The sequence below is a fragment of the Pseudomonas sp. ME-P-057 genome (genome assembly GCF_030208975.1).
In the GTDB taxonomy this organism is placed as follows: Bacteria; Pseudomonadota; Gammaproteobacteria; order Pseudomonadales; family Pseudomonadaceae; genus Aquipseudomonas; species Aquipseudomonas lutea.
In genome coordinates, this window is sequence record NZ_JARVSX010000010.1 from 1 (window position 1) to 17,044 (window position 17,044).

At 60.2% G+C, this 17,044-nt stretch carries 15 protein-coding genes and 1 pseudogene; 4 read left to right on the forward strand and 12 right to left on the reverse strand.

Annotation, left to right across the window (positions count from 1 at the left end):
- Positions 1-291: 291 nt before the first annotated feature.
- From mksF to mksB, 3 genes are read right to left on the reverse strand one after another with little or no spacing between them, the layout of a single operon-like run.
- The gene (gene mksF, locus QRN48_RS03700; protein ID WP_191945887.1) at positions 292-3,126 is read right to left on the reverse strand and encodes an Mks condensin complex protein MksF; all 2,835 of its coding nucleotides are present in this window, start codon (positions 3,124-3,126) and stop codon (positions 292-294) included.
- Positions 3,123-3,830, reverse strand: coding sequence for an Mks condensin complex protein MksE (gene mksE / locus QRN48_RS03705; protein ID WP_191945886.1), 708 nt, complete (start codon positions 3,828-3,830; stop codon positions 3,123-3,125). Before mksE ends, mksF begins: the two co-directional genes overlap by 4 nt.
- Positions 3,820-5,097, reverse strand: a complete 1,278-nt coding sequence (gene mksB / locus QRN48_RS03710; RefSeq protein ID WP_191945885.1) for an Mks condensin complex protein MksB — start codon at positions 5,095-5,097, stop codon at positions 3,820-3,822. Before mksB ends, mksE begins: the two co-directional genes overlap by 11 nt.
- 144 nt (positions 5,098-5,241) lie before the next feature.
- Between mksB and QRN48_RS03715 the strand changes: the two genes are divergently transcribed.
- Both QRN48_RS03715 and rimI read left to right on the forward strand, forming a co-directional pair.
- Complete coding sequence (locus tag QRN48_RS03715; protein ID WP_285348980.1) at positions 5,242-6,051, forward strand: energy transducer TonB; 810 nt, start codon at positions 5,242-5,244, stop codon at positions 6,049-6,051.
- Entirely contained in the window at positions 6,044-6,496 is a 453-nt protein-coding gene (gene rimI, locus QRN48_RS03720; RefSeq protein WP_037018200.1) for a ribosomal protein S18-alanine N-acetyltransferase, read from the forward strand. The genes QRN48_RS03715 and rimI overlap by 8 nt, the downstream gene beginning before the upstream one ends.
- Before the next feature lie 61 nt (positions 6,497-6,557).
- Here rimI and QRN48_RS03725 read toward each other — a convergent pair whose 3' ends face one another.
- Entirely contained in the window at positions 6,558-6,971 is a 414-nt protein-coding gene (locus QRN48_RS03725; RefSeq protein ID WP_191945883.1) for a serine kinase/phosphatase, read from the reverse strand.
- A gap of 162 nt (positions 6,972-7,133) precedes the next feature.
- Between QRN48_RS03725 and can the strand changes: the two genes are divergently transcribed.
- Positions 7,134-7,775, forward strand: coding sequence for a carbonate dehydratase (gene can, locus QRN48_RS03730; RefSeq protein WP_037018205.1), 642 nt, complete (start codon positions 7,134-7,136; stop codon positions 7,773-7,775).
- Positions 7,776-7,902: 127 nt separating this feature from the next.
- Here the strand turns inward: can and QRN48_RS03735 are convergent, their stop codons facing one another.
- From QRN48_RS03735 to aztA, 7 genes and pseudogenes are all read right to left on the reverse strand, one after another.
- Positions 7,903-9,069 carry a hypothetical protein gene (locus tag QRN48_RS03735; protein ID WP_285348981.1) on the reverse strand — a complete coding sequence of 389 codons (1,167 nt, stop codon included), beginning with the start codon at positions 9,067-9,069 and terminating at the stop codon, positions 7,903-7,905.
- Between the two features lie 198 nt (positions 9,070-9,267).
- Positions 9,268-10,131 (reverse strand): methyl-accepting chemotaxis protein, encoded by an 864-nt coding sequence (locus QRN48_RS25260; RefSeq protein ID WP_502944564.1) that lies wholly within the window; start codon positions 10,129-10,131, stop codon positions 9,268-9,270.
- Positions 10,123-10,956, reverse strand: a pseudogene (locus QRN48_RS25265) (MCP four helix bundle domain-containing protein); the annotation flags it as partial. The gene QRN48_RS25260 and the pseudogene QRN48_RS25265, both read right to left, overlap by 9 nt.
- Positions 10,957-11,003: 47 nt before the next feature.
- Complete coding sequence (locus QRN48_RS03745) at positions 11,004-11,660, reverse strand: HD domain-containing protein (protein WP_191945880.1); 657 nt, start codon at positions 11,658-11,660, stop codon at positions 11,004-11,006.
- Positions 11,661-11,793: 133 nt separating this feature from the next.
- Complete coding sequence (locus tag QRN48_RS03750; protein WP_285348985.1) at positions 11,794-12,681, reverse strand: metal ABC transporter substrate-binding protein; 888 nt, start codon at positions 12,679-12,681, stop codon at positions 11,794-11,796.
- Positions 12,682-12,708: 27 nt separating this feature from the next.
- Positions 12,709-13,578, reverse strand: coding sequence for a metal ABC transporter permease (locus QRN48_RS03755; RefSeq protein WP_191945878.1), 870 nt, complete (start codon positions 13,576-13,578; stop codon positions 12,709-12,711).
- Positions 13,575-14,327 (reverse strand): zinc ABC transporter ATP-binding protein AztA, encoded by a 753-nt coding sequence (aztA, locus tag QRN48_RS03760; RefSeq protein WP_285348987.1) that lies wholly within the window; start codon positions 14,325-14,327, stop codon positions 13,575-13,577. The genes QRN48_RS03755 and aztA overlap by 4 nt, the downstream gene beginning before the upstream one ends.
- A gap of 310 nt (positions 14,328-14,637) precedes the next feature.
- Here aztA and QRN48_RS03765 point away from each other — a divergent pair, with 310 nt between their 5' ends.
- Positions 14,638-15,246, forward strand: a complete 609-nt coding sequence (locus QRN48_RS03765; RefSeq protein ID WP_191945876.1) for a flavin reductase family protein — start codon at positions 14,638-14,640, stop codon at positions 15,244-15,246.
- Positions 15,247-15,338: 92 nt separating this feature from the next.
- On the opposite strand, the gene QRN48_RS03770 is transcribed toward QRN48_RS03765, so the two are convergent.
- Positions 15,339-16,919 carry an aldehyde dehydrogenase (NADP(+)) gene (locus QRN48_RS03770; protein WP_191945875.1) on the reverse strand — a complete coding sequence of 527 codons (1,581 nt, stop codon included), beginning with the start codon at positions 16,917-16,919 and terminating at the stop codon, positions 15,339-15,341.
- Positions 16,920-17,044 lie beyond the last annotated feature (125 nt).

Below are 17,044 nucleotides of genomic sequence, written 5' to 3' on the forward strand. Positions count from 1 at the left end.
TCGTCAAGATTAAATTCCAGAACCCCATCTGCTTACGCAGATGGGGTTTTGTTTTTGCGCGCGATTAAGCTTGATATGGTTTAGCGCACGTGCCGCTCTGGCCTGCGGGGTCTTGCTGGCAGGCCATGCCAACTCACGAGTCTCCAGAAGGCTGGCTTCGCGGCCTAAGGCTGCTCAGAGGCTGGCATGAAGCGCGCACTGCTGATGTCGCGGCCATGCAAAAAGGACGGCACAGCGCCCATAAAAAAGCCCCGCATCGCTGCAGGGCTTTCTTCGCTCAACATATCGAGCTTAGTCGCTAACGGTTTCTACTGACTCAGTCGGCCGAGCTACGGCAGCCTCATCACGACGTTGGATGTACTTCCAGTCAGCTTCGTCGATGTAGATGCCAGCAGGACCACTGCCTCCCTCAAGATCAATCGCCACATGGGCAGAGACCTGAGGTTTCACGCTGGCCAGGATTGGAACGAAACCCAGCTGCAAGCTGGTTTCCAAGAGAGCTGCCTGATTTTTCTCATCGATGTCGGCAGCTTCGTCGAGGTAGTAGGGCAGGCGAATGCGCCCCGCCTGCTCGCGGTCCATCAAATGCAGCAACAGGTACATGTTGGTCAGGGCTTTGATGGTCATGGTGGTGCCGTTCGAGGCGGCACCGTCGATATCGGTGTGAATGACCGGCTGGCTATTTACCTTGGTGATTTCGAACCCCAGTTCAAACAAGTCTTTAAGCCCGAGCTGGTTGTGATTCGCCGCTACCAGCCGCGCAAGGTATTCCTTGGCTTCCTCATTTTTGTTGTCTTGTTCGGCGCTCTGGCTCAGGTCAAAGACCGACAGGGTCTCGCCTTCCTCATACTGACCTGCGCTGTGGATAATTTGATCGATGTGCTTCAAGGCTTCCTTATTGGGCGCCAGCACGATGCGGAAGCTCTCAAGGTTAGAGACCTGCCGGCGGTTGATCTCTCGGTTGAACAAGGCCAACTGGTGCTCAAGGCTGTCGTAGTCACTGCGGATGTTACGCAATGTCCGGGCGATATCGGTGACCGCAGCGCGCCGCGCCTTGCCTAAGGTGAGTGCCTCATCGGTACGATGGGCATAAGCGTTGATCAGCAGCTGCAGACGTCGCTCCATATCGTCTTCGCTGTCGAATTTCGCCACCCCTTTCAAGCGGACCTGGGCGTAAAGTGCCTCGATCTGACCATCGCAGCGCAGCAAGCCCTGCCAGCTGTCCTGATAGTCGTTGAGCAGCGGCAGCAAGTTTTCCAAGGAGTCATCAACCGGCTCCATGAACGGCGTGCCGAAGGGGAGATCAGCGGGGAGCAACTGTCGACGACGCAAAGCGTCATCCAGGGTGCGCTGCTTGGATTCGAGATCACCAATCTGCCGTCCCACCAACTGCAACTTGGCGGACAGCTGCTGTACGCGCTCGGTAAAGGCATCGCTGGAGCGTTTGAGCTCATCCTGAGCCGCTTCCATCTGCGCCAGTTGCTCAAGCTTCTCGCCTTCTTCGGCGCTCAGCGTTTGAGCGCGACGGAAGTCTTCAAGCGCCTTCTGTGCATCCAGTACCTGCTGGTACAGCGCTTCAGTCTGGGTTTTGCTTGCGGCCCGATCCGCTGCCACGGCTTGCTGGGTTTTCAGCTGCTTGAGTTCTTTCTCCAGCCGCTCTTTCTGATCGCGCAACGCTGCGCGATCCGCCAGGGCCTGGAGGGCAGGAGGCTCGATGTTCGACAGGTTGACGCTCAGCCCTGGCACCTCAAAGCGCTCGCCCTTGAATCCATCGAGAATCGCTTCCAGGGATTTGACCCATGCGCCGCCATCATCCAGCGCGATACCTTGTTCACCCAATGGAAGACTGAACAGCGCGCTGTTAAACAGGCGCATCAAGCGCTCGACATCAGGTTGTGAGAACTCCTCGCGCAGGCGGGCGTAGCTGTTGTTGTCGGCGTGATCGAGCTGTTGCTTGACTGACTTCAAGCGCTTTTCCAGATCGCGGAGGCGCTCATCCAGATCTTCGGCGCTGAACTGACGAGACTGCGCAAGTGCACCCGCCAGCTCGTCATGGGCGTCCTTGGCAGCCAATAACTGCTGCTCCAGAACTTTGGCATCATTAACGAGCGCAAAGCGGTTTTTCAAAACCGCTAGCTCGCCAATCCAGCGCTGGATGTTGCTGATTTCGCGCTCCAGGCGCATCAATTCCTGGGTGCCGCCGCGCTGATCGTTCTGCAGAGAATCCTGCTCGTTACGGTAATGCTCGCTCTGGATAACCAGTTCTTCCTTGCGGGCATTGGAGTAGTCCTGCCAGGTACCAAGCAGTGAGTCGAGCAGCGGCGACAGGCGATGCAACTTCCCGCGCAAGATGTCGCGCTGTCTCACGCCGTTGGCAAGAGCTTCGACGAGCGGCCCGGCGAGCACCAGAGCGTTGTAGTCCTGCTCCATGCGTCGCACATCGCGGAAGGCTTCTTCACACGCAGCGATGTAGTCCACGCTACCAGAACGCAAGCTGTGCTCGAACGCGTCGAGGAACAGCTGTTTGAGCTTGGCAGCGGTGATTTCACGCATGTGCAGCAGGTTGATGAACAGCGCGCGGAAGGTCTTCAGACTTTGCTCGCTGGTTGATCGCAGAGGGATCAGCGTCAGGTCCAGCGGAATTGACGTGTGCCCCCCGACCAAGAGTCGGCGCAATTCGTCCGGCTTGAGCTCATAGGCTTTCAGGCCTTGGCTTTCAAGATTGGCAAACAACTCTTTCTGCCGTAGGCAGGTGTCGTTCTTCTGGTAGTGCTCAAGATCCAGCTTGCCTGCATAGGCGAAGAACTGGTGCCCGAAGCCGCCGCCGGGGCCGCGACCGACCACGCCAATGACGTGCGGGCCGTGCGGAAGCGAGACCTCTACCAGGATGTAGCTGGTATCGGACGCGAAATAAAAGCGGCGCGATTGATCCAGACTGTATTTGCCGAAGCTCATGTCCGACATGCGCGCCAGAATTGGAAACTGCAGGGCATTGATCGAGGCACTTTTGCCCAGGTTATTTGCGCCGTAGACCGACAATGGATGTTCAAGCGGGAACAGTCCAAGGCTGTAGCCGGCAGTGTTCAGCAGCGCAAAGCGGCGTATGCCATAGCGTTCCTGGCTCATGCTTCATGCTCCTTTTCTTCGGCGATTGCTCGGGCGAGCGCTTGCTCTTCGGTTTCGACAGGTTCATCGAATTCGGCGAGGTCCAGCGGATCGTCGGTCTCCAGCAGGCGTTCATCGCTGTCTTCATCGATGAGCACAGGCGCCGGTAACGGCAGAGCGCTGTGCAGGCTGGCCGCCAGATCACGGTCCTGTTGCACCGAGAGGCAGACATCAAGGAAGCGGTGCATCGGCGGCAGGAACCGGTAGATACCGACTTCCTCGGCGGCAAAGCCCAACTGCGTCATACGGCGCATGATCTTTTCTTCGAGCTCTTCCTGAGTCTGCACTTCTGCTTGCAGGAACAGGTCGCGGTACTTTTCCAGCAGCGAGGGCAGTTCGTCACGGCCCAGGCTGCCGCCATCGAGCACGGCAACGGGGTCGCGGCCCTGGTCGGCAAGGTGTTCAACCAGGATGAAGGTAAACAGCGCCAGACGTTGAGCCGTCTTGTTGACCTGCGCAGCGGCCAGATCAGGGACGAAGTAGTAGAAGCCACGGGTGTCGCAGACCAATTCGAAGCCAAGCGCTTTGAACAGGCCGCGATACTGGTCCTGAAGATTGGACAGTTGAGCGTACAGCTCGGGGTCGCGGCGGCTGACGTGATAGCCCTTGAAGAGCTCGCGGAAAATCGGCGCCAGCTGGGTCATTTCGGATAGATCAAGATGCATGGGCGGTGCCCTCGGAATTCTCTGGAATGGCGTCTTTGCTCGAGAGCAGGGCGAACGAGCGCAAGCTGACGCTGTGTTCCTGGGTCAGGTACTCGCGGCGCTCCAGGCGCTCACGCTTGAAGCGTTTATCGCGCGACAAGCGCGAAAACCAGTACAGCAGCTCATCAGTCGCGCCGGTGGGCTCCTGCTCCAGAAGCCAGATCATCAGATCGGGCATCGGCAGGGCGTCTTCACAGCGCTCGACCATTTCCCTGACCGTACGCGGCGCACGCGCAGGCTCACCCTTGCGACTGATATTGGCCTTGGGGAAGCGCGCCGGTTTGGGTTCAAATCGAGCCAAGGCGTACACGTAGGCTTCAACCTGATTGGCGCTGCCCAGGAAGGTGCTTTGCGGACGTGTGAACATGGGCATGGCCGCTTGCGGTACGGCATCAAGCCCCCGGCGGCGGATCGCGGAGAGTGCCAGCGCCGCTCCACGCGTCACGGCGTTATGACGACGTGCTTCCTCGCGCAGCGGCAGCAGCAGCTCGCGCGCATGGCGCAAGGTCAGCTGCGCGCTGGTCTGCATTTCCAGAATGCGCGCATGGGTGCGCAGGAGCATATCGTCGTCAACCAGATGGCCCAGACGTTGCTGGTCGGTGAGCATGCGCAGCAGAACGTTCTCGACCTTGCGCACGCCTTGTTCAAAGGCACCATCGGCGTTTACCAGCTGGATCATCGGTTCGACGTATTCATCCCACGTCGCCAGCACTTCAGCGTAGCGCTGACGCAGCGGAATCTGCCGATCGCTGGTCTTGGCACGCTCGGCCACAGCGACCAGTGCCTGTTCGTCGTTGGCGAGCTTTTTCAGGACATCACGCACGCGCATGTCGAGCAGACGAAGCTGGCGGGCAAGGTCACTGGCATCCCTGGCGTCGAAGGCTTCCTGTATATACCCGGCCAGCCGTTCGAGGTGACGCAGATAGGCTTCGATTTCAAGACACAGGCCCAGGCGATGCTCGCGGCGCAGATAAGACAGAAAGTCGTGGATCTGCGCGTTCAGCTCGAACCGGTTCGGACTCTTTGCGACGGGCACGAGGATGTCGAGGCGAATCCAGACGTCCAGCAGGCTGGTGATGTCCTGCGGGGTGCTTTCCAGTTGCTGTGCCGCCAGTTGCAGGCGCAGCTCGCTCAGGCTCAAAGTGCCCTGGTCGAAGTGCTCGCACAAGGGCTCGAGAAGCGCCCAGTGTTCGGCAAGGGCGCGCAGTACGCGCTTAGGTTCGATCATTGGATGGTCGCTGACTGGCAAATAAAAGCGGCGATTGTACTGCATCGCCGGTTCGGTTTTTCACCCTCAGTCGATCAACAGCGGCGGGAAACGTCGAAGGCCTGTAGAATCTTGCGCCTGACTTTATCCACAGGTAGCTGACCTTTGCTCAACGAGCCTCGTCGTCGCGCTTATCTGACCGCCATGCAGGTGGTCAGCTGGCTGCCGCGCACCGAACTGCCCTTCGCGGCACCGTCGCGTCCGGAGCTGCTTGCACCCATTGCTCCGATGATGGACGAGCCTGCTCCAGCGGTGCAGGCACAGGCGCCTCGTGCGCCGGAACGCGAGTCGCCCGCCGCTATGGCCACGCCCGTTGCACGTACGGTCGAGCGGCCAAAGATCGACATTCCCCGCCCGTCCAGCACTCCCAAGCCAGCGCCAAAGCCAGTGCAGGAAGAAGACGCTGCGCCTGTCGTCAAGGCGCCGGTAACGCCACCGCCGCGTTTTGCGCTGCAGTTGCTGCGCTCAGGAAATTGCCTTCTGTTGGTGGAATTGGTCACCGGCGAGCCCTTCCAAAGTCGTGACCCTTCCTATCTGTTGCTCAAAGACATGTTGCGCGCCGCCGGGTTGCCGGACAGCCCTCAAATCATCGGCGAGCCTGTGCGTTGGCCACTGTTGGTACGCGGGCAGATGGATCAGGGGCCTGACGCCGCGCGGGATTTCGTACAGGGCTTTCTGTACGCCCGTGTCGAGGAGCAGCCCTGCGCCTGTCTGTGGCTGATCGGACTTCCCGCTTTGCGCTTTGCGGCTGAAGCGGATGCCGAGGCTTACAATCGTGAACTCCAGGTGGACGGCCTGGGCCTGGCCTGGGCGTTACCGGGTCTGGAACTGTTGATGGACGAGCCGCAGCGCAAAGCCGAAGCGTGGCGCGCCATGCGTCAATTGATGGGCCGTTGGAAAACCGAAAATGAATGATGCCGTAACGTTTCGCCGCATGACCGAAGCTGATTTGGATGCCGTGTTGAAGATCGAGTACGCGGCTTTCAGCCACCCGTGGACCCGCGGCATCTATCTCGATGCGCTCAAGTCGTACGAAGTCTGGCTGATGTTCGAAGGCAGTCAGCAGGTCGGGCATGGGGTGATCAATGTGATCATCGATGAAGCGCACCTGCTCAACATCACGGTGAAACCAGAGAGTCAGGGCAGGGGGCTGGGGTTGCTGCTGCTGGAGAAGTTGATGAAACGCGCTTATGAACTTAATGGGCGAGAGTGTTTTCTCGAACTGCGGGACAGCAATCGCTCGGCCTACCGTCTGTATGAGCGGTATGGATTCAATGAAATTGGTCGGCGGCGGGATTACTACCCCGCCGTAGGTGGGCGCGAAGACGCGCTGGTCATGGCCTGCACGTTGTTCGAATAACGCGAGGCCACTGTGGAAGCTTGGCATAAGCTTCCACGGGCTTGTCTTACTTGCGCAGTGATCAAATACCAGGCTTGCCGTCGAGCGGGTCGATGATCGCCATTTCTTCCTCGTCCAGGCCATCGCCACCACCCACGTCATCTTCATCGACGATGCTCAGGTCCTGATCGGCTGGCCCGCCTTCTCCGCTTTCGCGTGGGGAGCGCGCGCCGTCTTCCCTGATCAGTGTTTCCGGGCTCATGTCGTCGTCGGTTGGGTTATGGTCATCGGTCGAAGCGCCCGTCAGGCCTGCCTCACGGACGCGTTCGTCAGGAAGGTACGCATCAAGCTCTTCTTCAGGAATGACATCGCCGATGCGGCCGCTGGGCTCATTGTTGTCGTTGAAGTTGAGCTCTTCCATCGAGCCCATGCGGTCTTCGTTGTCATCAATGGGCTCAGGCTGAGTGGCATCGAATGGACGGCGTGAATCGTTCATGGCAAATCCTCAATAGGGTCGGTCTTAATGGGTGGACCGACCGGCGTGGTGAAGATTCCATCCGCTTGCAGATCACCATGGTCAAACCGTCGTGCAATCCGGGCGTGACCTGAAGCGCCGAGCTCCAGTCATAGCTGAGCATCATCTCTGAGGCATCACCGCATGAACGAACTACAAGACTTGATCGACAACAACGAACGTTGGGCAGCTGCCATCAAGGAAGAAGACCCCGAGTTTTTCGCCAAGCTGGCACGCCAGCAGACACCGGAATTCTTATGGATCGGTTGTTCGGACGCCCGTGTTCCCGCCAATGAGATCGTCGGCATGCTGCCAGGCGACCTGTTTGTGCATCGCAACGTGGCGAACGTCGTGCTGCACACTGACCTGAACTGCCTGTCGGTGATTCAGTACGCAGTCGACGTGCTGAAGGTCAAACACATCCTGGTCACCGGCCACTACGGGTGCGGTGGCGTGCGAGCGTCAATGCAGGATCGCCAGTTCGGCCTGATCGACGGCTGGCTGCGCACGATCCGCGATCTGTACTACGAAAACCGTGAGCTGCTGGCCAAGCTGCCGACCGAGGAAGAGCAGGTCGACCGCTTGTGTGAGCTGAACGTGATTCAGCAGGTGGCCAACGTGGGTCATACCAGCATCGTTCAGAACGCCTGGCATCGGGGTCAGAAGCTGTCGGTTCACGGCTGCATTTACGGGATCAAGGATGGACGCTGGAAAAGTCTGAATACGACGATCAGCGGCCCGGAGCAACTGCCGCCGCAGTATCGGTTGCGTCCGCAGGGGGAGTGATCGAGTAGGGCAAGCGCCCATCAGATTGTAGAGGCGAGCGTGTCCGCGAATGCATTCTTCCAGATATCACCACGGTGCCTGGTAAATCGCGTTCGCGGGCAGGCGCGCTTCTACAGAGGTGAAGGCGTTAGAGCGCGGCCTGCTTCATCTCGGGCAGCGGCTTCTGCAGCTGCTTGATCTGGCGGGACACTTCACCCGTGCGGCATTTCGCTGCCGCCTGGTCAGGCGTCATATTGCGCACCGTCGTGAAGAATAACGTGCAGGTCTCAACCTTGTGGGTCACCTGCCAGTTCGTGGTGCATTGTTTCAGCAGCGCTGCGGGATCATTCGTCGGCTTCTGCCCCATACCGGCCTGCCAGCACGCTGCGCTCAGGTCCTGGCCCATGACTTTCAAGCCCGCCTCATCAGCCTTGGTTTGATCACCGCCGTAATTGTTTTTGTCTGCCGCATTCCAGATGTAGCTGGGATGATTCGAGCCCAGCACGGCGACGCTTTGCCCGCTGACCGGGCTTATATTGGCCAGGCCCAGCACTGGAACGCTGACGTTGTATTGCTGCTTGAGCCATGCTCGCACTGGAGCGCCGAACGCTACCATCGGCAGAGACGCGCCCGCTCCGGTTTGCGTCAGCTGCTTGACCATCGTGGTCTGGTAATCGGTGAAGTAGCTGTACACGCCTTCAAGGTCCTTGCCGGCGTTCGCGGGCGCAGCGATGGGTGCAATGTCGATGATCGTCTGGTAAGCGGGGGTTTGCTCCTTCGGGATACCGTTATCGGTGAGCAGCGCGGCCCAGCGATCCGTGGTTGCCGAAAACAGGTAGTCCTGAGCCTGTGTCAGTGAATAGTCTGGCGGGAAGTGCAGCAGCTCGACGCTCTTGCGGTTTTCCAGCGCCATGCCCAGCGGTAAAAACAGCGACCAATTGTAGGCAAATTTCCCATCAGCATTGAGCTTGCTCGCCCCAGCGTAGGCCAGGTCCCCCGCGGCCAGCAAAGCGTCGAGCGGCTTGTTGTAACCGTCCGGCACACCGCTGATCGCGGCATGCATAACGTCATTGTCGTTATGCACAGCAACCTTGGCGGCGGTGTAACCATCACGCTGCACACTTTGCGTCAGGTAATGCTCGACGGTTTGCTCCAGCGTCCAGTTGCGAAAGCAGATGACGTTGCAATTGTTGGGGTAGGCAAACAGGCGTGTGACGCGTTCCTTGCTCCCCAGGTTGACGTCGACGTCGGCTTGAGCGACGAAGCTCAACGTCAAGGCGGAGAGGGCGATGCTCAATGCAGCGGTGTGTTTCATGCTCATGTCCTTGTTGGCGTGGTCACCCAGCCGTGTGGGTGGTGTTTCGATGATGAAACACTTGCTCAGGACTGGGAATGGGCTGGATGGCTCGTTATGAAATATTTCCAGAGGAGGGTTTCTCGTACTCCGCGCGCCGGAGCCACCCACGGCAATCGACAGACTCGGCGGGCAATGGCGCTCGCGCTTGAATCCACATCACAGCACGAACCGTTGAACCATGGTGTTCAGGTCCGTCGCCAGCATCGATAGCGCGTTACTCGCCACGGTCGTTTGTTGAGCGCCCGATGCCGATTGCGTGGACAGGTCGCGAATGCTGCTCAGGTTGCGATCCACTTCATGGGCAACTTGGGCCTGTTGCTCGGCGGCGCTGGCGATCAATACGTTTCGGTCGCTGATGGTCGAGGTTGAACTGATGATCACGGTCAGCGCCTCACTGGTCGCTGCGGCCTGCTCGAGGGTGAGATTGGCGTGTGCTGCGGTGATACGCAGGGTCTGCGCGGTGTCTTGGGTGCTCTTTTGCACACCGTTGATCAAAGTCTCGATTTCGCTCGTCGAGGCGCTGGTGCGTTGTGCGAGGGAGCGCACTTCATCAGCCACCACCGCGAAACCACGACCTGCTTCGCCCGCGCGTGCCGCTTCAATGGCGGCGTTCAGTGCAAGCAGGTTGGTCTGGTTGGCGATGGCGCGGATGACTTCGAGGATCTTGCTGATGCTCAACGTTCGTTCGGCCAGGCCGTCGGCCTGTTGAGAGGAGCTCAACACGTTATCGGTCAGCTCCCGGATCGAATCGATTGTTCCGGTGAGGCGCAAACGCCCGTGAGCAGCGGCTTCGTTGGAAGCCTTTGATTCGCTCGATGTGCTGGTGGCGTTATCAGCGACCTCGCCAGCCGCTTGACTCATCTGGTTCACCGCAACCGCCGCCTGCTCGATTTCGTCATTCTGCAGTTGCAGGTTCCTGGCACTGGCATCGGCGATTGCGCCCATTTCCTGCACCGACTGGCTCAATTGGCCAGCGGCGGCATAGATCTGATTGATCGTGTCGTGCAGGTTGCTGCGCATTTGGCCCAGGGTTTTCAGCAGCTGCGCGGTTTCGTCCCGGCCTTCAGGGATCGGCTGCGGGCTCAAGTCGCCCTGTGCGATCGTGCTGGCGATATGAAGCGACTGACGCAGCGGGCGGATGATGCTCAGGCTCAGTCGCCATGCGAGCAACAACGTCAACATCAGCGCCACCGCGATGGCGCTGACGGCAATGATGCGGGTCTGCTGGAAGCGCGCGCCGGCGGCACTCACCGCAGCTGCGGCGCTTTGCTTGTTCAGCTCGCGCAGCAACTGGACCTGCATGTCCATCAAATCGCCCTGCAGGCTCAGCGTGGTGTTGAGCAGCATGCGAGCGTCGTCGACTTTGCGCTGTTCAATCATCGCGATTTCATCGTGCAGCCCCGGCATAAAGGCGCTGTAGGCGTCTTGAAGCGCTTTGATCGAATCCCGCTCGGTGCTGTCGGTGGCATGGGAGAGATAGTCAGCGAAGCCTTTGTCGACCTCATTCTTCAGCTGCCCGATGTTGATTTTGCTGGTGACCACCGTGCCGGGATCATCGGCATTGGCGACCAGCCTGGCGCTCTCACCGCGCAGCTTGACCAGATCAATAGCGATCGCGTCCGCCATGGCGATACTGGGCAACGAGCCACTCTCAACCGCTTCGCCCTGATCGCGGATGCTCTGCATCTGCAACAGGCAGAACACTCCCAGCGCCACCAGCAACAATGCCGTGATGCCGAAGCACAACACCAGGCGCTGGGTAATCTTGAACCGGCGCAGAAAAGCAGGCTTTGAAGACGGACGGACTAAACCACGCAATAACCTTTTCACTGCCATCCATCCCATCGACGAAATTACCGGAGAGATGGTTATAGAGGTGTTCCGTGATGTCTTTATGACATTGCGCCAATTTCCTCCATGAACTCCGCCAGGAATCGCTGGGCCCGCGCGTGCCTGATCTGCGCCAGGCGCCGGCCGGTGGGGGTTTGAAATCCGTCCGCCAGGGTGAAAATCTTTGTCTTGAAGTGATCAACGGCGAAGCGCTTGTCTTGCAGGTCACGTTGCTGTGCTTGCGGGTCGGCGGGGTCATAAAGGTTGCTGCCCATGCGCCCGGCCACGTAGAACAGCCGGGCCACGCCTACCATGCCGAGGGCGTCGAGACGGTCGGCGTCCTGGAGGATTTTCGCCTCCAGCGACGTTGGCGTGATATTCGCCGAATAACTGTGAGCCTCGATGGCATGGGCGACAGCTTGAGTGCGCTCTTCGTCCCAGCCCATTTCTGCAAGCAGCTCAGTGGCTTTTGCGGCCGCCAGACGCGAGGCGCTTGAGCGAAAGGGCGAGTTCTTTTCCACGGACACGCAATCATGAAGCAGGGTCGCCGCGAGCAAGATCTGGTGATCGCCGCCTTCAGTGTCGCGAATGGCGCAGACGTTGGTCCAGACCCGGTGCAAATGCGAAACGTCGTGGGACCCGTCCGGCCGCTCCGCAACGGTGTGGGGTAACAACCGTTCAGCGAGTGACTGAAAAGGCGCGAAGGAGAGGGCGGTCATGGGGCATCCTGTCGAGTTGGGCGGGATGTTCAGCTTACAGATTGACCGACGCCCCGGCATTCGGTTCGCTGACCCTGACCTGCACCGCGCGCGTTGCGTGGCAGAGGTCAGTTCAGCCCTCGCACGCGCTTGTTCACTGGCCTTTCATCGCCGCCGTCAGCTTGTCTACGTTGTAACGAAACATCGCCACGTAGCTTGCCGCCGGCCCGTCCGCAGGTGACAGCGATTCGACGTACAGCTCGCCGCCCGGGTGCGCGCCGCTGGCTTTGGCGATTTGCTGCACCAGGCGTGGGTCGCCGGAGTTCTCGAAGAAGTAGGCGCTGACATGTTCCTTTTTGATTTGGTTGATCAGCTTGCCAACGTCGGCGGCCGAAGCTTCGGTTTCGGTTGAAAACCCGAGCGGCGAAAGGAATGTCACCCCATAAGCGTCGCCGAAATAGCCGAAGGCATCGTGGGACGTCAGCACTTTACGTTGTGCGACGGGGATGGCGCTGATCTGCGCCCGTGCGTACGCGTCCATATCCTGCAGCTGGGCAATGTATTTCTCGCCGTTCGCTTTGTAGTCGGCAGCGTTGTCAGGGTCGGCCTTCTGCAGCGCCTTGATGATGTTTCTGACGTAGACGACGCCATTCACTGCGCTGTTCCAAGCATGGGGATCGGTAATTTTCTTGCCATCCTCTTCCATGCTGCGGGTCATGATGCCGTCGGAAAGTACGACCGGCGTACCCTTGTAACCGGATGCTGTGATCAACCTATCCAGCCAGCCTTCCAGGTGCAGGCCGCTGACGAACACGACATCCGCTTTCTTCAGCGCCTGGGCATCATTGGGGGTTGGCTCATAGACGTGAGGATCACCGTTAGGCCCGATCAACGAGGTCACGTGCACGTGATCGCCGCCAACGTTGTGCACCATGTCGGCGATCACGGTGAACGATGCGACGGTCTCCAGGGTTTTTGCCTGGGCGAAGTTGGCCAGGCCCGACAACGCCAGTGCGGCGGTCAGAAGCGTGAAACGTTTCATGGCGAATTCCTTGCGGTAAGAGAGCGATCAGCCGGACAGATGAACCCTCGGGAACAGGCGGCGTACAAAGCCGCTGCGCCCAAAGAACAGTGAGAACCCGTAAAAGGCACTCGCAGTGAGGACGATGGCCGGACCCGAAGCCACACTGGCGTGGTAAGAGACGATCAGGCCGATGAACCCGGACAGCGTGGCCACGGCGGTCGAGATGACGATCATGCCGGTCAGCGAGCGGGCCCAGAACCGCGCGACTGTCGCGGGCAGCATCATCATGCCGACCGCCATCAACGTGCCTAACGCTTGAAAACCGGCCACCAGGTTAAGCACCACCAGCAGCAGAAACAGCACGTGGTACAGCGAGCCTCGGCCGCCCACAGCGCGGAGGAAGCCTGGATCGAAGCATTCCAGAATCAGCGGGCGGTAGATCAGCGCAAGCAGAATCAGGGTGAATGACGCGATGCCTCCCACCATGAAAATGGCTTGATCGTCGATGGCCAGAATGGTGCCAAAGAGCACGTGCAGCAGATCAACGTTGGAGCCGTGCAGCGAGACGATCAGCACGCCGGCGGCCAGCGACGTCAGATAGAAACTGGCGAAGCTGGCGTCTTCGCGCAGTGTTGTGTAGCGGCTGACCAAGCCTGACAAGAGCGCCACGGCCAACCCGGCAATCAAGCCACCAAAGCCCATTGCCGGGAGCGACAAGCCGGCAAACAGAAAACCCACGGCGGCCCCGGGCAAGACCGCATGGCTCATCGCGTCGCCCACCAGACTCATGCGCCTGAGCATCAGCAGCACGCCAACGGGACCGGAGCCGATGCCAAGTGCAAGGCAAGCCACCAGCGCGCGGCGCATGAAGCCGAACTCGACAAAGGGCTGGATCAGCAAGGTATAGAGGGTCACAGTTTCTGCTCCGCATTGGCGTCGCATGGCTGTGCATCAGGGTTCCAGTGCTCGGCCATGTTCTTGGCGCGTCGCAGGTTATCGTCGTTGAGGATGTCGACGGTGTCGCCCCAGGCGATGATCTCTCTGGCCAGTAGCAGCGTGCTGGGGAAATGCTGGCGCACCTGTTCGATGTCGTGCAGCACCGCAATCACGGTACGGCCTTGGCCATGCCACCTGCTGATCAATTGCAGCAAGTCTCGCGTTGTGCGTGCATCAATGGCCGTGAACGGCTCGTCGAGCAGAATCACCGAAGCGTCCTGTAACAGCAGTCTTGCAAACAGCACGCGCTGGAACTGACCCGAAGACAGCGAACTGATGCTGCGCTGATCGAATCCCGACAGGCCTACCGCTTCCAGCGCGTCTCTGGCTTGTTGCGCATGCTGTCGCGAGGCGCCGCGAAAGGCCCCGATGCTGCGCCATGCTCCCATCATTACCGTGTCGGCAACACTGAGCGGGAAGCTTCGGTCTATCTCGGCCGCCTGTGGCAGATACCCGATGTGCCGAGTCGCCAGCTGATTGCGCTCAACGCGCCCGGCGGCCGGCTTGAGTGTGCCGGCGATGGCTTTGATCAGCGTGGATTTGCCGGCACCGTTCGGGCCAACGATCGCCGTCAGACTGCCTGCGGCGAATCGACCGTTGGCATGATGCACCGCTGGCCGTCGCTCGTAAGTGAGCGTCAGGTTGTGCAGGTCGATGGCGGCACTCATGGAATCGCCACCGCCCATGCAACGCCGATCCACAGCAGTACCAGCATGGCCAATGAAATAAGTACGCGCTTGCCGGCGGACTGGGCGAGCGCGGAAGTTGCCAGGGAAGGGGGGAGCGGAGTAGCGCGTTTCACAGAAGGACCGCCTGAAATACTTTGTTATAGTATTACATCACCTTTGTGAGCGCCTGCAAAGGGTGAAATGGACAGGGTTCAGGATGGCGACAGTTTTCCATGGCAGAGGCACGTGCGTTCCCTCGCCCCGATAAACCCTGTATTTTTCGCTGATTTCAGCCAGCCAGGATGATTTCATGACCGCTTCCCATCGGCGTCCGGTACCGCTCGCCAAATGCTATCGCCTCCTCAACCATGGCCCGACGGTATTGATCAGCGCCGCCCACGACGGGCAGCGCAACATCATGGCGGCGGCCTGGGCGATGCCGCTGGATTTCCAGCCGCCAAAAGTCACCGTCGTTCTGGACAAGTCGGTATGGACGCGGCAATTGCTTGAAGGCTCCGGTACGTTCGTGATCAACGTGCCTACCCTCAGTCAGATCGATATCGTTGAAACGGTCGGCTCGACGTCCGGGCTGGATATTTCGCAGGAGCAGGGCCTGGACAAGTTCAAGGCCTACGGTCTGGAAACCTTCGCGGGATCCCACGTCGATGCGCCGCTGCTGGAAGGCTGCGCGGGCTGGTTAGAGTGCCGACTGATACCGGAGCCGCACAATCAGAATCAGCACGACCTGTTCATCGGTGAAGTGGTGGCGGCGTGGGCCGATGAGCGCGTCTTTTCGGAAGGGCACTGGCATTTTGAAGGGCACGACGAGCTGCGCACCATTCACCATGTGGCGGGCGGGCATTTTCTGGTCATCGGCGATGGGGTTGATGGCAAGGTGTTGCCGCGATCGGCTGACTGACCCTTCGCTCGTCTATCAGGCCGTGCCCTCTATCAAGAGGGCACGGTGCTGCGTTTCATGTGGCGGATCGCCGGCGGAGGGTGCTGAGCGGGTCAGTCCCTGGACAGCTCACCGTTGACCAGTCGCCAGGTGCCCAGCGGATTGCTGGCTTTCAAAGCAGCTGGCAGCAGCGCATCCGGCACGTTCTGGTAGCAGACGGGGCGCAGGAAGCGATCGATGGCCGTCGCGCCCACCGAGGTACTACGGCTGTCCGACGTCGCTGGGAAAGGCCCGCCGTGCACCATCGAGTAGCTCACCTCGACACCGGTCGGGAAATCGTTGAACAGAATGCGTCCCGCCTTGCGCTCAAGAATCGGCATTAGCGCTTGAGCCGTGGCTTCGTCGCCGTCGTCATATTGCAGGGTGACGGTCAGCTGGCCGTCGAAGCTGGCGGCGACTTTCTGCAGATCGGCCACATCGGTGCAGACGATGAGCAACGCACTCGGTCCGAAGTTTTCGTCTTCCAGCGCAGGGTTGGCCAGGAACGTGGCCGAGTCGGTGCGGAAGAACGCCGGGCGCGCCTGGAACGAACCTTCGGCCTCTTGACCCTCCGCCACTAGCGTAACGCCCGGAGCGCTGTGCAGGTTATTCAGGCCGTTGCAGTACGCGCCGTGGATGTTGGGCGTCAGCATGGTCGTCGGCAGCTTTTCAGACAGTGCCTTGGCCGAAGCCGACACAAACGTTTCCAGCGCGTCGCTCTCCAGCGCCAGCAGAATGCCGGGGTTGGTGCAGAACTGCCCGGCGCCCAGTACCAGCGACTCGACGAAGCCCCTGGCAATGGTGTCGGCGCGGGCCAGCAGAGCGGCGGGCAGCAGGAACACAGGGTTGATGCTGCTCATTTCGGCATACACCGGAATCGGAACCGGACGCGCCTGAGCCGCTGCGACCAGCGCCAGCCCGCCGCGACGAGAACCGGTGAAGCCCACCGCCTGAATCAGCGGGTGGCTGACGAGCGCCTGACCGACGGCAATGTCCCTGTCGATCAGCAATGAGAACACGCCTTCCGGCATGTTGGTGTCGCGCGCCGCTTTTTGAATCACACGGCCCACCAACTCGCTGGTGCCGAGGTGAGCCGGGTGCGCCTTGACGATGACCGGGCAACCGGCCGCCAGTGCTGAAGCCGTATCGCCGCCAGCGACCGAAAAGGCGAGCGGGAAGTTGCTGGCGCCGAAGACGGCGACCGGGCCAAGGCCGATTCGCCGCAGACGCAGGTCGGCGCGCGGCAGCGGCTGGCGCTCCGGCAGCGCCGTATCAACCACGGCGCCGTGCCAGCGGCCGTCACGCAGCAGGCTGGCAAACAGTTTGAGCTGATTGACCGTGCGCATCCGCTCGCCTTCAAGGCGTGGTTTGGGCAGGCCGCTCTCGACATGGACGCGCTCGGTGAGCACGTCGCCCAGATCCAGCAGGCCTTGGGCGATGGCTTCAAGGAAGCTGGCGCGCTGGTCGTCACTGAGCTGCCGATAACTGTCGAAGGAAGCCTCGGCCAGTTCGCACGCAGCGTTGACGTCATCCAGTGTGCTGGCACCAAAGGCGGGGGTCAGGGGGTCGCCAGTGGCGGCTGCAAGCGCAAACACCTCTCCCGCCTCGCCGCGCACACAACGTTGTCCGATGATGGTTTCACCAAGAATCTGCATTGCTCAACACCTCTTGAAGGCGGTGACAGTCGGATGGCACCGCGGTGGCCAGCCCCTGAGGTTACATCATGGCGTTGCGATCGCCACCCGATCCTGTCGTTGAGCGTGTTGCTGACCTGATCCGG

Coding starts and splice junctions, on each gene's coding strand:
- QRN48_RS03725 (WP_191945883.1), bottom strand. CDS start 6,971: ATGAACGATTCACGCCGTCCATTCGATGCCACTCAGCCTGAGCCCATT.
- mksB (WP_191945885.1), bottom strand. CDS start 5,097: ATGATCGAACCTAAGCGCGTACTGCGCGCCCTTGCCGAACACTGGGCG.
- QRN48_RS03765 (WP_191945876.1), top strand. CDS start 14,638: ATGACCGCTTCCCATCGGCGTCCGGTACCGCTCGCCAAATGCTATCGC.
- aztA (WP_285348987.1), bottom strand. CDS start 14,327: ATGAGTGCCGCCATCGACCTGCACAACCTGACGCTCACTTACGAGCGA.
- rimI (WP_037018200.1), top strand. CDS start 6,044: ATGAATGATGCCGTAACGTTTCGCCGCATGACCGAAGCTGATTTGGAT.
- QRN48_RS03750 (WP_285348985.1), bottom strand. CDS start 12,681: ATGAAACGTTTCACGCTTCTGACCGCCGCACTGGCGTTGTCGGGCCTG.
- QRN48_RS25260 (WP_502944564.1), bottom strand. CDS start 10,131: ATGCGCAGCAACCTGCACGACACGATCAATCAGATCTATGCCGCCGCT.
- QRN48_RS03735 (WP_285348981.1), bottom strand. CDS start 9,069: ATGAAACACACCGCTGCATTGAGCATCGCCCTCTCCGCCTTGACGTTG.
- mksE (WP_191945886.1), bottom strand. CDS start 3,830: ATGCATCTTGATCTATCCGAAATGACCCAGCTGGCGCCGATTTTCCGC.
- can (WP_037018205.1), top strand. CDS start 7,134: ATGAACGAACTACAAGACTTGATCGACAACAACGAACGTTGGGCAGCT.
- mksF (WP_191945887.1), bottom strand. CDS start 3,126: ATGAGCCAGGAACGCTATGGCATACGCCGCTTTGCGCTGCTGAACACT.
- QRN48_RS03745 (WP_191945880.1), bottom strand. CDS start 11,660: ATGACCGCCCTCTCCTTCGCGCCTTTTCAGTCACTCGCTGAACGGTTG.
- QRN48_RS03770 (WP_191945875.1), bottom strand. CDS start 16,919: ATGCAGATTCTTGGTGAAACCATCATCGGACAACGTTGTGTGCGCGGC.